The 20,205-nt window shown below is 72.1% G+C and carries 23 protein-coding genes; 5 read left to right on the top strand and 18 right to left on the bottom strand.

Translation table 11 applies throughout. The features are described 5' to 3' along the window. Positions 1-27: 27 nt before the first annotated feature. Genes ACVKXF_RS17220 through uriH form a run of 3 tightly spaced genes read right to left on the bottom strand, consistent with a single transcriptional unit; the run spans position 28 to position 3,400 of the window. Positions 28-909, bottom strand: a complete 882-nt coding sequence (locus ACVKXF_RS17220; RefSeq protein WP_456796451.1) for a ribokinase — start codon at positions 907-909, stop codon at positions 28-30. Next, complete coding sequence (gene uriT, locus ACVKXF_RS17215; RefSeq protein ID WP_123310749.1) at positions 906-2,336, bottom strand: uridine transporter UriT; 1,431 nt, start codon at positions 2,334-2,336, stop codon at positions 906-908. Before uriT ends, ACVKXF_RS17220 begins: the two co-directional genes overlap by 4 nt. 5 nt (positions 2,337-2,341) lie before the next feature. Continuing rightward, positions 2,342-3,400, bottom strand: a complete 1,059-nt coding sequence (gene uriH / locus ACVKXF_RS17210) for a uridine-preferring nucleoside hydrolase UriH (protein ID WP_456796450.1) — start codon at positions 3,398-3,400, stop codon at positions 2,342-2,344. A 162-nt stretch (positions 3,401-3,562) separates the two neighbouring features. Between uriH and ACVKXF_RS17205 the strand changes: the two genes are divergently transcribed. Next, entirely contained in the window at positions 3,563-4,561 is a 999-nt protein-coding gene (locus tag ACVKXF_RS17205) for a LacI family DNA-binding transcriptional regulator (RefSeq protein ID WP_456796449.1), read from the top strand. 247 nt (positions 4,562-4,808) lie between these two features. On the opposite strand, the gene ACVKXF_RS17200 is transcribed toward ACVKXF_RS17205, so the two are convergent. Genes ACVKXF_RS17200 through ACVKXF_RS17175 form a run of 6 tightly spaced genes read right to left on the bottom strand, consistent with a single transcriptional unit; the run spans position 4,809 to position 9,575 of the window. Then, positions 4,809-6,515, bottom strand: coding sequence for an MDR family MFS transporter (locus ACVKXF_RS17200; protein ID WP_340195985.1), 1,707 nt, complete (start codon positions 6,513-6,515; stop codon positions 4,809-4,811). Beyond that, a complete protein-coding gene (locus tag ACVKXF_RS17195; RefSeq protein WP_260232942.1) occupies positions 6,512-7,132 on the bottom strand; it encodes a TetR/AcrR family transcriptional regulator in 621 nt (206 codons plus the stop codon). Before ACVKXF_RS17195 ends, ACVKXF_RS17200 begins: the two co-directional genes overlap by 4 nt. 50 nt (positions 7,133-7,182) lie before the next feature. Then, positions 7,183-7,665 carry a GNAT family N-acetyltransferase gene (locus tag ACVKXF_RS17190; protein ID WP_260232943.1) on the bottom strand — a complete coding sequence of 161 codons (483 nt, stop codon included), beginning with the start codon at positions 7,663-7,665 and terminating at the stop codon, positions 7,183-7,185. 40 nt (positions 7,666-7,705) lie between these two features. Beyond that, complete coding sequence (locus ACVKXF_RS17185) at positions 7,706-8,395, bottom strand: HAD family hydrolase (protein WP_340195987.1); 690 nt, start codon at positions 8,393-8,395, stop codon at positions 7,706-7,708. A 55-nt stretch (positions 8,396-8,450) separates the two neighbouring features. Then, on the bottom strand, positions 8,451-9,092 hold the full coding sequence (locus ACVKXF_RS17180) for an MBL fold metallo-hydrolase (protein ID WP_456796448.1): 642 nt from the start codon (positions 9,090-9,092) through the stop codon (positions 8,451-8,453). Positions 9,093-9,149: 57 nt separating this feature from the next. After that, the gene (locus tag ACVKXF_RS17175) at positions 9,150-9,575 is read right to left on the bottom strand and encodes a MarR family winged helix-turn-helix transcriptional regulator (protein ID WP_123671116.1); all 426 of its coding nucleotides are present in this window, start codon (positions 9,573-9,575) and stop codon (positions 9,150-9,152) included. Between the two features lie 52 nt (positions 9,576-9,627). On the opposite strand from ACVKXF_RS17175, the gene ACVKXF_RS17170 reads away from it, so the two are divergent. Both ACVKXF_RS17170 and ACVKXF_RS17165 read left to right on the top strand, forming a co-directional pair. Further along, entirely contained in the window at positions 9,628-10,383 is a 756-nt protein-coding gene (locus tag ACVKXF_RS17170; protein WP_456796447.1) for a glycosyltransferase family 2 protein, read from the top strand. Between the two features lie 94 nt (positions 10,384-10,477). Continuing rightward, the gene (locus tag ACVKXF_RS17165) at positions 10,478-11,155 is read left to right on the top strand and encodes a hypothetical protein (RefSeq protein ID WP_456796446.1); all 678 of its coding nucleotides are present in this window, start codon (positions 10,478-10,480) and stop codon (positions 11,153-11,155) included. A 25-nt stretch (positions 11,156-11,180) separates the two neighbouring features. On the opposite strand, the gene ACVKXF_RS17160 is transcribed toward ACVKXF_RS17165, so the two are convergent. Continuing rightward, positions 11,181-11,798 carry a helix-turn-helix domain-containing protein gene (locus ACVKXF_RS17160; protein WP_456796445.1) on the bottom strand — a complete coding sequence of 206 codons (618 nt, stop codon included), beginning with the start codon at positions 11,796-11,798 and terminating at the stop codon, positions 11,181-11,183. Positions 11,799-11,856: 58 nt separating this feature from the next. Between ACVKXF_RS17160 and ACVKXF_RS17155 the strand changes: the two genes are divergently transcribed. Further along, positions 11,857-12,834 (top strand): NAD(P)/FAD-dependent oxidoreductase, encoded by a 978-nt coding sequence (locus tag ACVKXF_RS17155; protein WP_456796444.1) that lies wholly within the window; start codon positions 11,857-11,859, stop codon positions 12,832-12,834. Here ACVKXF_RS17155 and ACVKXF_RS17150 read toward each other — a convergent pair. The 6 genes from ACVKXF_RS17150 to ACVKXF_RS17125 form a co-directional block, all read right to left on the bottom strand. After that, the gene (locus ACVKXF_RS17150; RefSeq protein WP_456796443.1) at positions 12,819-13,484 is read right to left on the bottom strand and encodes a pentapeptide repeat-containing protein; all 666 of its coding nucleotides are present in this window, start codon (positions 13,482-13,484) and stop codon (positions 12,819-12,821) included. The two genes, ACVKXF_RS17155 and ACVKXF_RS17150, sit on opposite strands and share 16 nt — an antisense overlap. Before the next feature lie 34 nt (positions 13,485-13,518). Next, entirely contained in the window at positions 13,519-13,929 is a 411-nt protein-coding gene (locus ACVKXF_RS17145; RefSeq protein ID WP_456796442.1) for a DUF6314 family protein, read from the bottom strand. A gap of 9 nt (positions 13,930-13,938) precedes the next feature. Beyond that, the gene (gene ccmI, locus ACVKXF_RS17140; RefSeq protein WP_456796441.1) at positions 13,939-14,193 is read right to left on the bottom strand and encodes a c-type cytochrome biogenesis protein CcmI; all 255 of its coding nucleotides are present in this window, start codon (positions 14,191-14,193) and stop codon (positions 13,939-13,941) included. A 149-nt stretch (positions 14,194-14,342) separates the two neighbouring features. Further along, positions 14,343-15,431, bottom strand: a complete 1,089-nt coding sequence (locus ACVKXF_RS17135) for an NAD-dependent epimerase/dehydratase family protein (protein ID WP_340195995.1) — start codon at positions 15,429-15,431, stop codon at positions 14,343-14,345. Beyond that, a complete protein-coding gene (locus ACVKXF_RS17130) occupies positions 15,431-16,624 on the bottom strand; it encodes a zinc-dependent alcohol dehydrogenase (protein ID WP_123310777.1) in 1,194 nt (397 codons plus the stop codon). Before ACVKXF_RS17130 ends, ACVKXF_RS17135 begins: the two co-directional genes overlap by 1 nt. A gap of 124 nt (positions 16,625-16,748) precedes the next feature. After that, positions 16,749-17,636, bottom strand: coding sequence for an aminoglycoside phosphotransferase family protein (locus tag ACVKXF_RS17125; protein WP_456796440.1), 888 nt, complete (start codon positions 17,634-17,636; stop codon positions 16,749-16,751). A 22-nt stretch (positions 17,637-17,658) separates the two neighbouring features. On the opposite strand from ACVKXF_RS17125, the gene ACVKXF_RS17120 reads away from it, so the two are divergent. After that, a complete protein-coding gene (locus tag ACVKXF_RS17120) occupies positions 17,659-18,027 on the top strand; it encodes a nuclear transport factor 2 family protein (protein WP_456796439.1) in 369 nt (122 codons plus the stop codon). Positions 18,028-18,102: 75 nt separating this feature from the next. Here ACVKXF_RS17120 and ACVKXF_RS17115 read toward each other — a convergent pair whose 3' ends face one another. Together ACVKXF_RS17115 and ACVKXF_RS17110 are read right to left on the bottom strand one after the other, a co-directional pair. Continuing rightward, positions 18,103-18,660 carry a TetR/AcrR family transcriptional regulator gene (locus ACVKXF_RS17115; RefSeq protein ID WP_340195998.1) on the bottom strand — a complete coding sequence of 186 codons (558 nt, stop codon included), beginning with the start codon at positions 18,658-18,660 and terminating at the stop codon, positions 18,103-18,105. Positions 18,661-18,668: 8 nt separating this feature from the next. After that, complete coding sequence (locus ACVKXF_RS17110) at positions 18,669-20,189, bottom strand: MFS transporter (protein ID WP_456796438.1); 1,521 nt, start codon at positions 20,187-20,189, stop codon at positions 18,669-18,671. Positions 20,190-20,205 lie beyond the last annotated feature (16 nt).

The following is a 20,205-nucleotide window of genomic DNA, read 5'->3' as shown; positions in this document are numbered from 1 at the left end:
GCACAACGCTAGCGGCCGGGCCGGCGATCAACGGCCGGGAGGCCCGTCCTCCGCCCGCAGGAACGCGTCGAGTTCCGCCGTGGTCGGGTACGAGGCCTGCGCGCCCGCCTTGGTCGCGGCGTACGCCCCGACCCCCACCGCGAACCGTGCGGCGTCGACGAGGGAGTCCCCCGCCGCGAGCCGCAGGGCCACCGACCCCATGAAGGCGTCACCGCAGCCCGTGGTGTCCACCGGGTCGACCCGGACGGCGTCGATCGAGACCGGTTCGTCGTCGCCGTCGTGCACGACGCACCCCGAGCCGCCGCGGGTGACGATGGAGCGCGCGACGCCGTGCTGGCCGAGTTCGGCGGCCTCGTGCTCGTTGACGAGCAGGACGTCGGTCAGCTCGAGCAGTTCGGCGGGGACGGCGCCGAAGGGCGACAGGTTCGTGAGCACCGTGACGCCGGCGGCGTGCGCTGCCCGGGCTGCCGCGAGGACGACGTCGATCGACACCTCGAGGCAGAGGCCGAGCACGCCGGCGTCGTCGAAGGCGTCGGTGGGCACGTCGTCCGGCGACAGCGTGCCGTTCGCGCCGGCGGAGATCACGATGGTGTTCTCGCCGGCGCCGTCGACCGTGATGACGGCGGTGCCGGTGGCCACGCCCTCCCGGACGGCGACGTGCGTGGTGTCCGCACCCGCAGCCGCGACGGAGTCGCGGAGCAGTGCACCGTTCCCGTCGTCACCGACCGCACCGATCATGCGGACCGTGCCCCCGAGCCTCCCGGCAGCCACCGCCTGGTTGGCGGACTTGCCACCGGGCAGGATCGCCAGGTCGGACCCGTGCAGGGTCTCACCGGGCTTCGGGAACCGCTCGGTCCGGACCACCAGGTCCGCGTTGAGCGATCCGACGATCACGATGGTCTGGGTCACCGGACGGTCTCCTTCTGCGGTGCGACGGACGTGGTCTCGGCGCTCTCCGGGCGGGGAATGAGGAACGAGATCGCGAGCGCGGCGGTCGTGATCACGGCACCGAGCAGCATGCCACCGGAGTACCCGGCGGTGCCCGCGGACCCGCCGACCCCGAGCGCGATCTGCAGCGCCGGCAGGACGGCGAAGCTGACCCCGGCGCCGAGGTTGAACGCACCGGCGTTCAGGCCGGGCAGGAAGCCGGGGTTCGACTCCGGCGAGAGCACGATGCCGAGGCCGTTGAGGATGATGTTCGCGATGCCGGCGTACGTGATGCCGATCAGGACGGTCGCGGTCACCAGGACCGGCAGCGAGTGCACGCCCACGAGCGCCATCAGGACCGTCGAGACGATGCTGCCGACCAGACCGACGCGCAGCACGGCCCGGTAGCCGATGGTCGGTGCGAGGCGTCCCGCGAACGGACCGACGATCCAGCCGACCAGCGCGTACGGGGTGAGGAACACGAGCGAGGCGAGGTCGGCCTCCATGCCGAAGCCGGCGTCGCCGTTCTGCGCGAGCGACGTGACGAGACCGTTGACGACCGCGAAGACGCCGGTCATGGTCAGGAACGTCGTCGCCAGCAGCGCCCACGTTGCACGACGCTTCAGGAAGCGGGTCTCGACGAGCGGCTCCCGCACCCGGGACTCGACCGCCCAGAAGACCGCGAAGGCGGCGAGTGCGACGACGACGCCACCGATCACCAGTGCCGGGTTCGCGGCACCGAGCTTGCCGGCCTCGTTGAACGCGGTGAGCAGCGCGCCGACGCTCACCACCAGGGGGACGACACCGATCCAGTCCATCCGGGTGCCGGCGGACGGCTTCGACTCGACACCCCACACGGCGACGAGTGCCAGCGCGATGACGGTGACGACGGCGATGACCCAGAAGATCCCTCGGAACCCGAAGTTCGTGGCGATCCAGCCGCCGGCGAGCGCGTCGACACCGGCGATGCCGCCGTTCACGGCGGTGAGCAGGCCGAGCGCGGCGCCGTAGCGCTTCGGGTCGGCGATCTCGTTGCGCAGGACGAGCAGGCAGATCGGGACGACCGGGCCGGTGACGCCCTGGATGATCCGGCCGGCGAACAGCATCGGCACGTTCACCGCGAGCGCGGCGACGATGCTGCCGACGAGCATCACGGCGAGCATGCCGATCAGGACGCGCTTGCGGCCGACGATGTCGGACAGGCGCGGCAGGAACAGCGAGAACAGCGCCGCGAGCGTGAAGTACAGGGTCTGCGACAGCCCGATGGTGGCGTCGTCGGTCTTGAGCTCGCGCGCCATGGTGACCAGCGCGGGGCTGAGCATGCTCGCGTTGAGCTGGAACGCGATGCACGCGGCGAGGAGCGCTGCGGTCAGGGCGCCGATCGACTTCTTCGTCGATGTGGTGGTCATGGTTCTCAGATCTCCGTGGTCGTGGCGGTGGTGGAGGCGGGGTTCGGCACGGCGGTCGCACCGGCTTCGACGGCGTCGGCTGCGTCGCGAGGGGTCCAACCGGTGTCGGGGGTCTCGCCGATGCGTTCGAGGGCGTCGACGACCAGGTCCCAGAAGCGGCCGTGGTCGAGCTCCATCGCGGCGCTCGTGCGGCAGTCCTCCGGCGCGGGCGCACGGAAGTCGGCGACGGTCATGCCGAGCGTCAGGGTGCCCTGGGTCTCGATGTGGATCGGGACCTTCACGGCGCGGACGATGGTCGGGTCGATGACGTACGCGACGGCGCAGGGGTCGTGGACCGGCGGGGCGTCGAAGCCCTGCGCGTCCTTGTAGGTCTGACCGAAGAAGTCGAGCAGCTCGCCGACGAACGCGGCGGGGGCGGTGCCGACGGCGGCGATGCGCGCGGCGACCTCCGGGGTGGCGAGGGCCTGGTGGGTCAGGTCGAGGCCGACCATGACGACGTCCCAGCCGGCGTCGAAGACGATCGAGGCGGCCTCGGGGTCGATGACGATGTTGAACTCGGCCACCGGGCTCCAGTTCCCGACGTGCACGCCGCCGCCCATGAGCACGACCTGCTTGACGCGCTCGACGATGCGGGGTTCCTTGCGGGCGGCGAGGGCGATGTTCGTCAGGCCGCCGGTCGGCACCAGCGTGACCGTGCCGGGCTCGTGCGCCATCACGGTGTCGATGATCAGGTCGACGGCGTGGCGCTCGTCGAGGTCGAACGACGGCTCGGGGAGCATCGGGCCGTCGAGCCCGCTCTCGCCGTGGATGTCAGGCGCGACCTCGATCTGGCGGAGGAGCGGACGGTCGGCGCCCGCGGCGAACGGCACCCCGGTGATGCCGGCGATGCGCGCGACGGCGAGGGCGTTGCGGGTGACCTTCGGCAGGGTCTGGTTGCCGACGACGGTGGTGACGGCCAGGAGCTCGATGTCCGGGTTGCCGTGGGCCAGCAGGATGGCGACGGCGTCGTCGTGGCCGGGGTCGCAGTCGAGGATGATCTTCGCTGGCTGGGCCGCACTGGGCACGCTGGGCGCTCCACTTCTTCGGGGAATCGAGGTGAGTGCTCGACGTGGTGGGGATCCACGGGCCGGCAGAGCGCTGGCGACGCGGCGCGTCAAGCGTTTGACATCGAAACACGTCAAACGCTTGACGTCAAGTTCGGGCACCGCGCTCGCTAGCATCGACGGGTGCCCTCCCCCGCCGTTCCGAGCCGTCGTGTGACCGCCGCCATGGTGGCCGAGCGCGCCGGGACGAGCATCGCCACGGTCTCCCTCGTCGTGAACGGGAAGGACCGCGGCCGGGTGTCCACGCCCATCGCGACGCGGGTGCGCGACGCCGTCGACGAACTCGGCTACGTGGTCGACCACGCTGCCAGCTCCCTGGCGCGCGGCAGCGGTGACCTGGTCGTCCTCATCGCCCCGGACCTGTCGAACCCGTTCTTCGCCGAGGTCATCCGCGGCGTGCGCGACACCATCGGCGACCGGTTCCAGCTCGTGCTGTCGGTCACCGAGCGCGGCGCCCAGCCCCTGGCAGCCGACGTCCGGCGCTTCGAACGCCTCCGGCCCGCGGGCATCCTCGTCGACGCCCCGGCAGCGGGCGAGTCGATGTCGGCGAGCGTGCCCGTGGTCCTCCTCGATGCCCCGGGTGGCACCGAGGCCGTCAACTACGACCTCTCCCCCGGCGTCCACGACCTCGTCGCGCACCTGCACGGACAGGGGCACCGGCGCGTCGGGTACCTGGACGGGACCTCCCGTGCGACGACGTTCGGCGTCCGCCGCGAGCTCTTCGAACAGGAGTGCGCCGCCGCCGGCATCGCCGTGTCCGAGGTCACCGCGCGCGCTGACCTGACGGTGGACGCCGCAGCCTCGGCCACCGAGCACGTCATCGAGGCCTGGCAGGACGACGATGTCACCGCGGTCGTCGCCGCTGCCGACACCCTGGCGTACGGGGTGCTGCGCGTCGCCGGAGCGCTCGGCATCGCGGTCCCCGGAGAGCTCGCGGTCGCCGGCTTCGACGACCTGCCGTCGTCGTCGGTCACGGCCCCCGCGCTCACGAGCGTCGCCCTGCCCGGCGCCGACCTCGGGCGCGCGGCCGCGGAACGCCTGCTCGCGACCCTCGACGGCACCGCGGCGGAGCCGGCAGCGCTCCCCACCCGCCTGGTCCGCCGCGCGAGCACCGGCGCGTAGCACCCGGCGCCCGCGGAGCCCGCCCGTTCACCCCCGCAAGAGCGACAGTGTGCCGCGGATGGTCGGCGGCACACTGTCGCTTTCGCGAGCCGGGTCGAGACTCGGGGCCGGCAGCGGCGGTGCGCGCGACCGCACGACGGACGGGAGGCGCGGTGCCAGCTGGCACCGCGCCTCCCGTCAGCACGCCGTCGTCTCCACAACGCGCCCCGCGATCCGCAGGACGCCGCCGGATCCGGCGGCGTCCCACTCAGTCGGAGGCGTCCCGGCGGGACGCCGGCGTCTCACCACCCGACGACACGGACTCGGACGACACGGACTCCGCCGCGCGGCCCGCGCGCTGCGCGCGCTCGAGCTCGTCGGCCTCGTCGCCGCCGACGGCCTCACCACGGGCGACCATGCCGGCCGTGTCGGAGAGCGTGATCTGCGGCAGGAACAGTGCGAGCAGGAACGCCACCGCGATGAAGGGCAGCAGGTACCAGAACACCGGCGCGAGCGAGTCGGCGTACGCGTTCACGATGCCGTCCTGCACCGCCGGCGGCAGCCCGGCCACGGTCGACGGGTCGATGCTGCCCGCCGACGACGCCGCATCGGTGGCCGAGCCGCCGGCACCGCGGAACACGTCGGTGAGCGACGTCGTGAGCCGGGCCGTGAACAGCGCACCGAAGACGGCGGTGCCGAGGGAGGCGCCGACCTCGCGGAAGTAGTTGTTCGTCGAGGTCGCGGTGCCCACTTGCTCGGCGGGCACGGCGTTCTGCGCGACGAGGACGACCACCTGCATGATCAGCCCGAGCCCGGCGCCGAAGACGAACAGGTACGCGCAGATCAGCCAGATCGGGGTGTCCGCTGCGAGCTGGGTCATCGCGAGCATCGCGATGGCGACCAGGACCGTGCCGATGATCGGGAACATCCGGTAGCGCCCGGTCTTGGTGATCAGGTTGCCGGACGCGATCGAGGTCCCGATCAGACCGACCATCATCGGCAGCATGAGCAGCCCCGACACCGCGGCCGAGGTGCCCGAAGCCATCTGCAGGAACGTCGGGACGAACCCGATCGCGGCGAACATGCCGATGCCGAGCACCAGGCCGATGCCGGTCGCCAGCAGGAACGTGCGGTTCTTGAAGAACGACAGCGGGAGGACCGGGTCCTGCGCGCGCGACTCGACGAGCACGAGGAGCGCGGCCGAGACGACGAGCCCCGCGAACCAGGCCCACGTCTCGGGGGCGTCCCAGCCGTGGTCCTTGCTGCCGCCGAACTCCGAGAAGAACACCAGGCACGTGGTCGCGGCGGACATGAAGAGCACGCCGAGCACGTCGATGCGCTTCGTCGCCTTCTTGTTCGGCAGGGTCAGCGCGAACCACGCCACGAAGAACGCCGCGATGCCGACCGGGATGTTGATGTAGAACGCCCAGTTCCAGGTCAGGTGGTCGACGAAGAAGCCACCGAGCAGCGGGCCGCCGATCGCGGACAGGCCGAAGATCGCACCGAGCGGGCCGAGGTACTTGCCGCGCTGCGAGGCGGGCACGATGTCGGCGATGATCGCCTGCGACAGGATCATCAGACCGCCGCCGCCGAGCCCCTGCATCGCACGGAACACGACGAGCTGCGTGAAGTCACCGGCGAACGCACACCCCGCCGACGCGATGGTGAACAGGGCGATCGCGATGAGGAACAGGTTGCGGCGCCCCAGGACGTCGCCGAACTTGCCGTAGACGGGCATCACGATGGTCGACGCGAGCAGGTACCCGGTCGTCAGCCACGCCTGGTGCGCGACGCCGCCGAGTTCGCCGACGATGGTGGGCATCGCCGTCGAGACGATGGTCTGGTCGAGGCTGGAGAGCAGCATCCCCGCGATGAGCGCGGAGAAGATGATCCAGATCCGACGCTGCGTCAGCAGCAGCGGCCCGTCGGTGCCGGGGCGGGCACGCTTGGTGGTGCCCGGCGCGGTTGCGCTCATGTGGTGTGTTCCCGTTCGGTCGTGGTGACCGCCCTGAGCAGGCGGAGGTTCTCGGTGAGCAGCGCGTCGAACGTCGGCCCGGTGGCCTCGTCGAACCCGTCGTCGAAGTACTCGGTGGCGGTGACCTTGAGCAGCCCGGCGGCGGCCTCGGTGACGAGGCGCGCACGGCGGTCGGCGGGGTCGTCCCACCCGAACCGCCGGCGCAGTGCCACGGTGACCCGGGCGAGCTGAACGTCGGTCGCCGAGAGGAACCGCGCGACGAGCGCCGGCTCCCGCTCGAAGACCCGGCGCACCAGGACCTCGTCCGCCCGGTCGATGCCGACGCGGTGGAACTGGTCGATGGCCAGCGCGACGATCGAGTCGAGCGGGTCGAGTCCGCCGGGCACGATGCCGCCCGCGGCGTACCGGTCGATCGCCTCGACGTCGGCGTGCAACTCGATGCCGAGCACGGCGTCGTCCTTCGATGCGAAGTGGTTGAAGAACGTGCGCCGCGACACCCCGACGCTCTCGCAGAGCTGCTCGATCGTGAAACCGCTCAACCCGTGCTCGACCGTCGCCCGACGCGCCTCGCCGATCATGCGTCGGCGCAGTGCGCGGGTGCGTTCGGTGGTGCTCACCGACACAGAATTGCACTATCTCGACGAGAGTGCAATACGGATCGGTACGCTCAGAGCGCCTTCTCGAAGCAGAACGACCACGGCATGGTCGCCGCGTACGGCGCGTAGACGGGGATCGGGTTCCACCCGGTCTTCTCGTACAGGGCGACCGCGTCGGGCTGCTTGTCACCGGTCTGCAGGATCAGCCGGGGCGCACCGAGCTCACGACCGATGCGCTCGCACTCGTCGAGCAGCGCGGTGGCCGCACCCTGGCCACGGGCCGAGGTCAGCACGATCAGGCGCTTCAGCTCGACCTCGTCACCCAGGCGCCGGATCGCGATGTGCCCGACGGCGTCGCCGGACTCGTCGAGCGCGAGGACCGAGGTGACGACGGTCGACGGGTCGACGGACAGCGCACGGCCCCGCTCGGCCGTGATCGCCGGGTCCTCGTCGCCGTTCGACGAGCCGTAGCGTTCGTGCATCTCGTCGTCCATACGGGCGCGGAGCACCACGCCTCGGGGGTCGTCCCAGGACACGCGTTCGATCGTGATCACGGTCGACGATCCTGTCACGGATGCCAGCCGCGGTGCACGCTCACGCACGCCTGCCCAGCGCGGCGATCGCACCGTCCCCGGCCCGCAGCGCGGCGAGCACGGCAGCGGCGTCGTCGTGGACCTCCGCAGCACCGGCTCCGCGGAGTTCGTCGCCGCCGATGCCGCCGGTCATCACCGCGACGGAGGTCACGCCGACGCGTCCGGCCGACTCGACGTCCCACATCGCGTCGCCGACCATCACGGCGGCGTCGGCACGCACGCCAGCCCGGTCCAGCGCCACCTCGATGATCCCCGGGTCCGGCTTCGCCTGCTCGACGTCCTCGGAGCTCGTCACCGCGGTGAGCCACTCCTCGGCGTCGAGCAGTTCACGCAGCCGCGTCAGCTCGTTCTCCGGCGCACTCGTCGCCAGGACGACGGCGTGCCCCGCCTCGGCGACCGCACGGAGCAGGTCGCGGGCCCCCGGCAGCAGCCGCAGCTGGGGCATGTGCTCGGCGAAGTAGGCGGTGTTGAACTGCTTGACGGTCTCGCGCGTCTCGTCGGAGGCATCCGGCAGCAGCGTCTCGAGCAGCTTCGCCGAGTCCATGCCGATCGCTCGGTGGATGCGCCACGCGTCGACGGACTCGCCCGCTGCGCGGGCAGCGCGCCACCAGGCATCGATGTGGGCGTAGTTCGAGTCGACGAGCGTGCCGTCGATGTCGAAGAGGACTGCGGTCGAGGGAGCATCGGACATCCCTCCATGCTGCCTGGGAGGCACGGATCGCCTCCCAGGAGCACGGTCGGGCCCGTCAGACGGTGACGTGCTCACCCGCCTGGAGGATCGTGGTCGGCACACCGCCGAGACCGTCGGTCCCGAGCATGCGGACGTTCATCTGCTGTCCCGCATCGCTCAGCAGGAGCTCGTGGATCTGGATCGCGCGCTGCGGCGCGACCTCGCGGACGTAGTCGACGGCGGCGGCGGTGTGCGCCCACGGGCCGCTCGTGGGGATGAGCAGCGTGCCGACCGGGACCCCAGGCACGAGGTAGGCGTCGCCCGGGTGGAAGACGGCATCGTTGACCAAGTAGCCGACGTTCGCGATCGTCGGGATGTCGCGGTGGATGACGGCGTGCTCCTCGCCGAAGACCTGCACGGAGAACGGCCCGACCTCGAACGCGTCACCGGCACGGACCGCAGCGACGCGGCCGTCGTGGTCACCCAGCTGCTCGACGATCGCCGCCGGCCCGCGGACCACGAGCGACGGGTTCGCGTCGAGCCCGGCACGGACCGCGTCGACGTCGAAGTGGTCGGCGTGCTCGTGGGTGATGAGGACCGCGGCGGCAGCGCCGGCGAGGTCGGCGGCCTCGGGGGTGAAGGTACCCGGGTCGATGACGAGGGTGGTGCCGTCCTGCTCGAGGACGACGGTGGCGTGGTTGTACTTCGTCAACTCCATGGCGCCAACACTACAACCATGTTGTACTTCCGGTCGGGGATCTCGGTGAGGAAGCGCTCAGTCGGCGCGACGGGCAAGCCGTTCGAAGATGCCGGGCAGGCGTTCGAGGGCCGCCCGTTCCTCGTCGTCGAGCTCCTCGCGGATCGCCGTCGCCAACCAGTCCGCCCGCGCCGTCATGTCCCGGCGGAGGACCTCGCTGCCCGTGTCGGAGATGCGGATGACCGACACGCGCCGGTCGGTGTCCGACGCCGTCCGCTCGACGTACCCGAGGTCCGCGAGCTCCCCGACCGTGCGCGACTGTCCCTGGTGCTTCACCGCACGGCGACGTGCCAGCTCCGCGATCGGCATCGGCCCCTCGCGCTCGAGAAACCCGAGGGTCGTCGCGTGGGCGGTCGGCAGCGAGTCCGCCTCGCGCTTCGCAGCGCGCACGACACGACCGATCGCGTGCCGGAGCTCCACGGCGAGTTCGTCGGTCCGGTCCATGCTCGGAACGCTACCGCGTGGGCGCACAGCGAACCTCCGGTTGAATCGGAGGATGGTCCGCGTCTCCGTCGTCATCCCCGTGCGCGACGACGCCGCACACCTGCGACGCTGTCTCGACGCCCTCGCGGTGCAGACGCTGCTCGCCGACGAGGTGGTCGTGGTCGACAACGGCAGCCGGGACGACAGCGCCGAGGTCGCCCAGGCAGCCGGGGCGGTCGTGCTGACCGAACGCATCCGGGGCATCGCCCGGGCATCGGCGCGCGGCTACGACCGGGCCTCCGGGGACGTCCTCGTCCGACTCGACGCCGACTCCGTGCCGCCGCCGGGGTGGATCGCCGACGCGCTGCAACTGCTGGCCGATCCGGAGGTCGTCGCGGTGACCGGTCCCGGACGCCCGCACGACGGCGGTCCGCTGATCGGTCGGCTGTGGGACGCCGTCTACATGCGGCCGTACTTCGCGCTCATGTGGGCCGCGCTCGGCCGGCCACCGTTGTTCGGCTCTGCGATGGCCATGCGGCGGTCGACCTGGGACGCCATCCGCGGCCGAGCGCACCGCGAGGACCCCGAGGTCCACGACGACGTCGACCTGAGCATGCAGCTCGACCCGGCCTGGCGGGTGGTGGCCGACCCCGTGCTCACGGTGCAGGTGTCCGCGCGACCGTTGTCGGGCCTCCCGTCCGCCCTGCTGCGGACGCGACGCGCCTTCCACACGTTCCGCGTGAACGGGCGACGCGCGAACCCGGTGCGCCGGTGGGCGCGGCGGGTGCGCGCAGCGCTGCGGGTGCGGCGTGGGTGGCGCACCCGCTGACGGGTCACGGAACGGTGACGCTCGCGGACGCCGCCGGCTCCGCCGCCTATGTTCGGAGGCGCGGCGACGTCCGCACGACGAACGAGGGGGAACGATGCGGCGACCAGCGCGCACGACGACATCCGGGATCACGGCGACGCTGACGGCGGCGCTGGCGATCGGACTCGCCCTGTCGGGCTGCGCCCAGAGCGCTCCGGCAGGACCGGGCACGCCGTCCGCGACGACGGCGGAGAGCACGGGCACGCCGAGCGCCAGCCCGAGCAGCACGCCGGAGCCCACATCCACGATCACGCAGATCCCCGGGGTCGACTACGACGGCGGCACGGTGCCGGCGAGCTGCACCGATCTCATCACCCCCGGCAAGTGGGACAAGGCCTTCGCCTCGGCTCCGCTGAACGACCCCTCGGTCGTCGGCGACCCGATCGCGACGCCGAAGAGCGCCTTCACTCCGGTCCTGCAGGCCGACGGCAAGCGTCTGTACTGCGTGTGGCGGGACCCGCAAGCCGACATCACCTTCTTGTCCATCGCGGTCGACGTCGTCGACTCGGCGACGGCGAGCACGGAACTGCAGAAGCTCTCGGCGAAGGGCTACGACTGCGGTACCGAGGCCGAGGGCCTCCAGTGCCAGAAGATCTCCGACAACCCGCAGTACCCGGTGACCGACGGCGACACCTACTTCACGCGGGGCGACATCGGCATCCACATCCAGCAGTCGAACACCGAGACGTCGGGGCTCCTCGACGACGTCATGGACCACGTCTTCACGGCGTAGACCGAGCGGGCCCGCCGCCTGCCGGTCAGCGCGTCGGCCTCGACCGCACGTGCGCTCGTTCGCCCTGCGGCCCGTACAGGCACAGCACCTCGGTGACCGAGTCGGTGACGTTGCCGATCCAGTGCGGGGTGTGCGTGTCGAACTCGGCGACCTCACCCGGCCCGAGGTCGAGGTCGTGCTCGCCGAGCACCAGGCGCAGCCGCCCGGACAGCACGTAGAGCCACTCGTACCCCTCGTGCGTCTTCAGCGAGGGCTCGCCGCCGGGCTCGTTCGGCGGGAAGAGCTGCTTGAACGACCGCACGCCGCCGGTGCGCTTCGTCAGCGGCACGACGACCCGCCCGCCGTGCACCTCGGGCTTCATGTGCACCCGGGGGTCGCCCGTCTGCGGCGCTCCGACCAGGTCGTCGAGCGGAACCTGGTACGCCTGCGCCAGCGGGAGCAGCAGTTCGAGGGTCGGCTTGCGCTGCCCCGACTCGAGTCGCGACAGGGTGCTCACCGACACCCCCGTCTGCTCGGACAGCGCGGCGAGCGTGACGTCGCGGTGGGCACGGAGCGCGCGCAACCGGGGCCCCACCCCGTCGACCACCTGCGCGGTCGTGCGGGGGACGACTGGTTCCTGCGGGCCGTGGGGCATGCTGCCCATGTTGCCACATCAGCAAGGTTCTTTGCCGTCCGTACCGCAGGGGCCGCATGCTCCTTGCATGCGTGATCACTACGACGTCATCGTCATCGGCGGAGCAGCCGCCGGCCTCTCCGCCGCCCTCGTCCTCGGGCGTTCCCGCCGTTCCGTCCTCGTCGTCGACGCGGGCGAGCCCCGCAACGCGCCGTCGGCGGGCGCCCACAACTACCTCGGGCGCGAGGGCATCGCGCCCGCCGAGTTGTCCGCGATCGGTCGCGACGAGGTCGCCGCCTACGGAGTCGAGGTGACGGCCGGGAGGATCGTGGCCGCGTCCGCCACGACGGGTGACGGTACCGACCCGGTCGGCTTCTCGGTCACGCTGGACTCCAGCGCGGCCGTCACCGCCCGCAGGCTCGTCGTCGCCTCCGGCGCCGTGGACGTCCTGCCGCAGGTCCCGGGGCTCGCCGAGCAGTGGGGGCGCGGGGTCGTGCACTGCCCGTTCTGCCACGGGTGGGAGATCCGCGACCAGCGCATCGGCGTGCTCGTGACCACCCCGAACGGCGTGCACCACGCGCTCATGTTCCGGGCACTGAGCGAGCACGTGACCGCGTTCGTCACCGATCCGGCTCTCGTCGACGACACCGCCCTGGCTGGTTTGCGGTCCCGCGGGATCGACGTCGTGGACGACACCGTCACGCAGGTCCGCTCGTCGGACGGCACACTGGCCGGGGTCACGCTCGGCTCCGGCGACGTCGTCGAACTCGATGCACTCGCCGCGGCGAGCACCGCTGAGGCGCGCGTGGACTTCCTGTCCGACCTGGGTCTGGTCGCGGCCGACCAGTTCATGGGCGACTTCCGGTACGCGAGCGCGCTGACGGTCGACCCGGCCGGGCAGACGTCGGTGCGCGGGGTGTACGCCGCCGGCAACGTCGCGAACCCGATGGCGACGGTCGTCGCGTCCGCCGCCGCCGGGGTCCAGGCCGGGGCGGCTGCGCACGGCGACCTGGTGCAGGCCGACCTCGCCGCCGCGCTGGCTGCGGTCCCTCAGTCGACGAGGTAGCCCGCCTGCGCCGCCAGCAGCGGGGCGAGCGTGTACAGCTGGTCGGCACCGATCGTCGCGCCGCGGAACCCCTCGAGGCGCTCGACCCGGTCGAGGTCGGCGCCGCGCAGGTCCACGTGGTCGATCCGGGTGTTCGACCCCTCGGCGTCGCGGATGCTGCTGCCCTCGAACGACACCCGGAGCAGCTTCGCGTCCGCGATGTCGAGCTCGTCGATGACGCAGTCGCGGAACACCACGTCGGTGAGCGTCGATCCGCGCAGGTTCACGAACCCGAACTTCATCCCGACGAACTCGACGCCGCTCAGCCCGGAGTCGTACAGCTCACCCGAACCGATGCGACCGCCGGACACCCGGACCTCGCGCCACGAGCTGCTCGACGCCCGCAGCACCGGGGCGTCGAGCGTGTCGATGACCGAGTCGTGCACCCGCAGCCCGCGGAAGTCGGCGCCGTCGCCCCGCAGCGTGTCGATGACGCACTCCTCGATCTCGAGGTCGGGCAGCCGCTCGCCGGCCAGGTCGAGCACGCCGATGCGCTTGCCCTCGATGCGGTCACCGGTCAGGACGTCGCCGGGAGCCGGGGCCCAGTCCTCGAGGTTCGTCGGTTCGGTCAGGGTGATGCGCGGGGCGTCGGTGCCGGAAGAGCGTGCCATGGACTCAGTCTGGCGCGTGCCGCTGACGTCGTGGTCACGCCGGCGACCGCGTGAGCACGCTGTCGAGCCGGTAGTCCTTCGCCGGGCCCCGGGCCTCCCAGCCCACGGTCCACCGCTGCTCGTCGCCGTCCAGGGAGCCGGTGTACTCGTCCGGTGCGCAGGCGTGAGCCACACTCGCGCCCCAGACCCAGTCGTGGAACACCCGGCCGTCGGCGAAGTGCACGGTCCAGGCGTGGTCATCGCCGCGCCGGACGGTCAGCGTGCGCGACACCGGGGTCGTGCGGCCGTCGAACGTCATCACGCCCGCCTCGTCCCATCGGACCTCGTCCGCGCCGACCGCGGTCAGCGTCGAGGTGCCGGTGACGACGCCCTGCAGGCCGGCACGCCGGTCGTCCACCGTCCGGCGGAGGACCCAGTCCCCCAGCAGGTCCGTCGGCAGCAGCACCGCACCAGGTTAACCGCGCAGGGCCTCGGCTCGCGCGGAGCGGTGCTCGTCGTCGGTGATGACGCCGCGGGCGTGCAGGTCGTCGAGCTCGGCGAGCCGCTGCTCCCGGAGCGTGCGCGGCGCGCCGTTCGAGCGACGGCTCCGGACGACCGCGATCCACACGATGACGACGACGGCGACCACGATGAGCCCCATGGCCACGCTCCACGCGATGTCGTACAGCTGCGGGATGAGGGGGTTGTGCAGCTCCTCGGAGGCGATCATCCGCGCAGCGTAGCGCGATCCGAGCGCCCGGTCCTTCCCAGAACACCAGCGATGGAACGTGGAAACGGGCGTACCTGGTCGAAACTTCCGACCAGGTACGCCCGAAAGCACTCGGTACGCCCGATCCGACCCGGCAGCGCCAGCCCCCGCTACCCCCGCAGCGGGTCCGACGCGGCCACGTGCGCACCGTCCGCGAACCCGGCCACGAGCGCACGCAACGCGTCTTCGGAGGTGTGCCGGGCCTCCCATCCGAGCACCGACCGGGCACGGTCGGTCCGCATGATCGGCACGCCGGCGGCGATGTCGATCCAGCCGGCGTCCGTCGGCTGCAACCGCAGCCGCCACGTGAGCGTCACGATCCCGCGCAGCAGTCCGAGCGGGATCCGGACGGCTCCGAGCATGCCGAAGGCCCGGGCCAACCGCGGCGGGTTGAGCACGGGCGACGCGGCGATGTTGAACGCACCACCGGCCCGCTGGTCGACGGTCCGCCAGTAGGCGTCCGCGACGTCGTCGGCGTGCACCGCCTGGAACACGAACGGGTACGGCAGGGGCAGCACCAGCCACCGGATCCATCGCACGATCGACATCGGCACGAGGTGTCCGAGGAACAGCCCGCGGATCTCAGCGGCGGCGTCCCGCTGGAAGATCAGCCCGGGGCGCAGTCGGGTGACGACGACGGACGGGTGGTCCGCCTCGAAGGCGTCCATCGCCGACTCGTTCGCGGCCTTGTGGATCGAGTACGTCGCCGTGGGGATGCCGTCGGTCGGCCAGCTCTCGTCGACCGGGGTCCGCTTCCCCGCGGCGTCGACGCCGCGGTAGGTCCCGACCGAGGACGCGACGACGACCTGCGGCACCCCTGCTCGCGCCACGGCCGACAGCACGTTCGCGGTACCGGTGACGTTCGTCCGGTACTGCGCGGGGATGTCGTGCGTCGGCTGGAGCGCCCACGCCAGGTGGATCACCGCGTCGGCGCCGGTGAAGATCGCGGTGAGCTGGCCGACGGCGTCCGAGGCCCCGACGTCGACGGCGTGCCAGACCGCGGAACCGTACGGCTCCGCGTGCACGTCCGGCAGCCGTCGGGCGACGCCGACGATCTCGACGCTGCCGTCGTGCCGGCCGTCGTCGGACGGGGGCGCGACTGCGCCGCCCGCCGCACGCGCGGCGGCCCGGGCCTCGGCCAGGCGGCGGAGCACCGCCGTCCCGACGTTGCCGGTCCCGCCGACGACGACGATCCGCATCAGGCAGCGGCCAGGGCGGGGTCGAGCACGACCTTGACGCAGCCGTCCTGCTTCTTCTGGAACACCTCGTACATGTGCGGGGCATCCTCGAGCGACACCCGGTGCGTGGTGAGGTCGAGCGTGCCGAGCGGGTCCGACGGGTCCTGCACGAGCGGCATGATGTCGTCGATCCAGTGCTTCACGTTGCACTGTCCCTCGCGGATGGTGATCTGCTTGTCGAACATCGTCATCATCGGCATCGGGTCGGCCATGCCGCCGTAGACGCCGCTCAGGGACACGGTGCCGCCGCGGCGGACCAGGTCGATCGCGGCGTGCACGGCCGCGAGCCGGTCGATGCCGGCGGTCTCGATCGCCTTCTTCGCCAACGCGTCGGGCAGCAGACCGGCGGCCCGCTGGGCGAAGCCTGCGACGGGGTTGCCGTGTGCCTCCATGCCGACGGCGTCGACGACGCCGTCGGGGCCGCGACCGTCGGTCAGGTCGACGAGCTCCGGCACGGTGTCCTTCGACAGGTCGAAGACCTCGGCACCGTGCTTCGCCCCGAGGTCGCGTCGGACCTGTTCGGGGTCGACGGCGAGCACGCGGTAGCCCAGGTGCTTCCCGATGCGGGCGGCGAACTGACCGACGGGGCCGAGGCCGAGCACCGCGAGTGTGCCGCCCTCCGGCACGTTGGCGTACTGCACGGCCTGCCACGCCGTCGGCAGGATGTCGCTGAGGAACAGCCACCGGTCGTCGGGCGTGCCGTCGTCCGGGATGACGATGGGGCCGTAGTCCGCGTGCGGGACGCGGAGGTACTCGGCCTGGCCGCCGGGGACCTGGCCGTACATCTTCGTGTAGCCGAACAGCGCCGCACCCGATCCGTACTCGGTGACCTGGGTGGTCTCGCACTGCGACTGCAGGCCGTTCTTGCACATCCAGCAGTGGCCGCACGAGATGTTGAAGGGGACGACGACGCGGTCGCCGACCTTCAGGTTCGTGACGGCGCTGCCGACCTCCTCCACGATGCCCATGGGCTCGTGGCCGAGGACGTCGCCCTTGTCGATGTACGGGCCGAGGACCCGGTACAGGTGCAGGTCGGAGCCGCAGATCGCCGTGGACGTGATCCGCACGATCGCGTCGGTCGGTTCCTGGATGGTCGGGTCGGGGACGGTCTCGACGGACACCTTCTCGGTGCCCTGCCAGGTCAGTGCGCGCACGTCGCGTTCCTCTCGTGGTCGCTTCGAGCCGGCCGGGAGGCGCGGCTCGCTTCTGCCTCCTCGGTACGCGCCCGTCCCGTGGTGCGTTCACAGCCCCACGCACGGCCCCGGGCGCGCCGCCGCGTCAGAGGAGGGGATCCGCGAGCACCGCGGCGAGGACGCGTTCGTGCTCCGCGCGGTCGCCGGGCCCGGCACTGCCGGCGAGCATGATGAGCGCCTTCCACAACGCCCAGCCACGAGCCCGCGCCCACGTATCGGCGTCCAGTCCCACCGCCTCGCGGAACACCGGGCGCGCCGCCGGGTCGAGGAACGTCCACGCGAGCACCAGGTCGCAGGCCGGGTCGCCGACCCCGCACGTGCCGAAGTCGATCAGGGCGGTGAGCCGCCCCGCGTCGTCCACGAGGAGGTTGCCCGGCGCCACATCCCCGTGGAACCAGACCCCCGGACGGGCCCACGCGGTGGCGACCGCGTCGGCCCAGACGCGCTCGCAGGCGGCACGGTCGACGTCCGATCCGAGGGAGCCGAGCGCCGCGACGACCTCGGCGCCGTACACGGACGGGTGCTCACCACGGTGGAACGAGTGCGCGCCCGCGGTGGGCCCACCGGTGGCGGGGAGGCTCCGGAGCTGCCGGAGCACCGCACCCACCTCGGCGGCGAAGCGCTCGTGGTCGAGGTCGACCGCACGCGCGGCCACCGTGCCGTCGAGCCACCGCATGACCGACCACGGGAACGGGTACCCATCGCCCGGTTCGCCCAGGCCGACCGGCTCGGGGACCGCGATGTCCAACCGTCGGGCCAGGTACGGCAGGACGTCCTGCTCCTTCTCGACCGCGGGCACGTAGCCGTCGGCGCTCGGCAGCCGGACCGACAGCGCGTCACCGAGTCGGTACGTGCGGTTGTCCCAGCCCTGGTGCTCCACCTCGTGCACGGGCAGCCCGCTCCACTCGGGGAACTGCGCCGCGACGAGTCGTTCCACGAGTGCGACGTCGATCCGGGGCACCTCGGTGTGCATCGCCCCAGGTTAGGCTCCGGGCATGGCCACCGTGTCCGAGTTGCTGACCGCGAACCTCCACGACGTCTTCGGGAACCGAGACGCCACCTCCCGCCGTGCCGCGATCGAGCGGACGTACTCCCCCGATGTCGCCTTCACCGATCCGGAGGGCACCGCCGTCGGCTGGGACGCCCTCGACCAGAAGGCCGGCGAACTGCTCGATCAGGTGCCCGGCGTGTTCCAGTTCGTCGAGGAGGGCCGCCGCTACGCCTCCGAGACGCACGGCGCCCTGGCGTGGGGCTTCGGTCCGGTCGGCGCCCCCGCGGTGCGCGGCATCGACGTGATCGAGGTCCGCGACGGCGTCGTGGTCTCCCTGACCACGTTCTTCGCCGAACCGCTCGAGACCGACTGAACCGCGGGGGTCGGGCCGCCCGCCTGCTCGCCGAGCGAGCGGGGCGGACGCGCACCGGGCCTCCTGGCCGGGTCGTCAGGCGGGTTCTGCCAGGGCGAGCAACGCGTCGCGGGTGACCGCGAGCTCGCGTGCGTCGAGGTAGGGCGGCATCGCGGCTGCGGCCGCGAGCCCCTCGGCCGCGTGCCGGACGACCAACGTGCGGTCCTCGGGCAGGCCGTCGCGCGCGAACATCGTGCGCCAGTCCTCGGCGTCGGCCGCGACGACCGCCTCGACCCCCGGCACCGCCATCAGCCCGGTCCAGTGCGACGTCGGCGAGAAGACCTCCATCGCCCGCTCGCTGCCGCCGGACAGGGTCCGGACGTAGGCGCGGAGGACCTTGCCGGGGCGGTTCTCGGCCAGGTCGACGTGCCGCAGCACCTCGTCCTTGAACGTCGCGAGACCGTGCGCCGCGACGGCGAGGAGCAGCTCGTCCTTCGACGGGAAGTGGTGGAGCAGGCCGCTCTTCGAGACGCCGGCGTCCGCGGCGATCTCGGCGACGCTCACCCGGGTACCGCGTTCGGCGAGCAGGCGCTCGGCGGCCTCGAGGACCGCCTGGCGGGTCCGCTCACGGTCGCGTGTCCCGTCAGCGCTCATGACGACCCTCAGTGCTCATGCGGTCCATCCTGCCGGTTGGGGATGACCCGGAGCGCGACCGCAGCGGCGACGGCGAGCGCGACGGCGGCGCAGATCGACGCGAGCTGCATGCCGCCGGTGAACGCTGCACGTGCGTGGTCGAGCACCGGCGACCCCGGCTGCAGCACCTGGCTCGCCGATGCCAGCGACTCCCGGACCCGGTCCGCGACCCCCGTTGCCAGGCCGTCGCCCGTCAGGTCGAGGTTCGACCGGTAGAACGCGGTCTGCAACGACCCGAGCACCGCGATGCCGAGCGCGACGCCGAGTTCGTACCCGGTCTCCGAGATGGCCGAGGCCGCACCCGCACGCTCCCGGGGTGCCGCGGCGACCACTGCGTCGGTGGCCAGGGTCATCGACACCCCGACGCCCAGGCCGACCACGGCGAGCGCGATCGCGATGCCCCAGTACGTCGGCAGCCCCTCGGCGAACGCGAGGCCGGCCATGCCGACGGCGGCGACCGCCAGGCCGAGGCCGATCGACCGACCGGGTCCGACCCGTCGGGACAGCAGCCCGATGATCGCGATGACCGCGATCGAGGCGAGGGTCGCCGGCAGCTCGGCCGCGCCCGCGAGCAGTGGCGTGAACCCCCGCACCAGCTGCAGGTACTGCGAGAAGAAGAACAGCAGGCCGCTCAGCGCGAAGACCGACAGCGAGTTCGCGACCACGGCGCCCGAGAACGCCGGGATCCGGAACAGCTGCAGGTCGATGAGCGGCGTCGTCAGGCGCTTCTGCCGGCGGACGAACCACCAGCCCGCACCGATGCCGAGGAGCGCCGTCAGGGGCACCGTCCAGTCGAACCCGTGCCCCGCGACGTGCTTCACCGCGTACACGAGCGGCACGATCGCCAGCACCGAGAGCACGGCGGACAGCAGGTCGATCGGGGTGCGCGAACCGCCCTTGGACTCGGGCAGCAGGATCGCGCCGGCGATCACGATCACGATGATGACCGGGATGTTGATGAGGAAGACCGAGCCCCACCAGAAGTGCTCGAGCAGCGCACCGCCGACGAGCGGCCCGGCGGCGGCGCCACCCGTCGCACCCGCCGACCACACCGCGATCGCGGTGGTGCGCTGCCGGGCGTCACGGAAGATCGTGCGCACCAGCGACAGGGTCGACGGCATCAGGGTCGCGCCGGCGATGCCGAGCAGCGCCCGTGCAGCGATGAGCAGTTCGGGCGTCTGTGCGAACGCCGCCGCCGCGGATGCCAGGCCGAACGCGACCGAACCGATGAGCAGCAGGCGCTTCCGGCCGATCCGGTCGGCGACGTTGCCCATCGTGACGAGCAGTCCGGCGAGCGCGAACGAGTAGACGTCGCCGATCCAGAGCACCTGCGTCGCGGTCGGGTCCAGGTCGGCGGTGAGCGACGGCACGGCGAGGGCCAGCACGGTGCCGTCGATCGCGAGCAACACCACCGCGAGGGTGAGGACGCCGAGCGACGCCCACTCCCGGACGGAGGCGCGGTGGATCGGGGTGGTGCTGGTTTCGGTCACCCGGAGACTTTAACCG

Source organism: Curtobacterium sp. PvP017, from assembly GCF_054060195.1.
The sequence above is the reverse complement of the archived record's forward strand: the minus strand, read 5'-3'. Positions and strand labels throughout refer to the sequence as shown.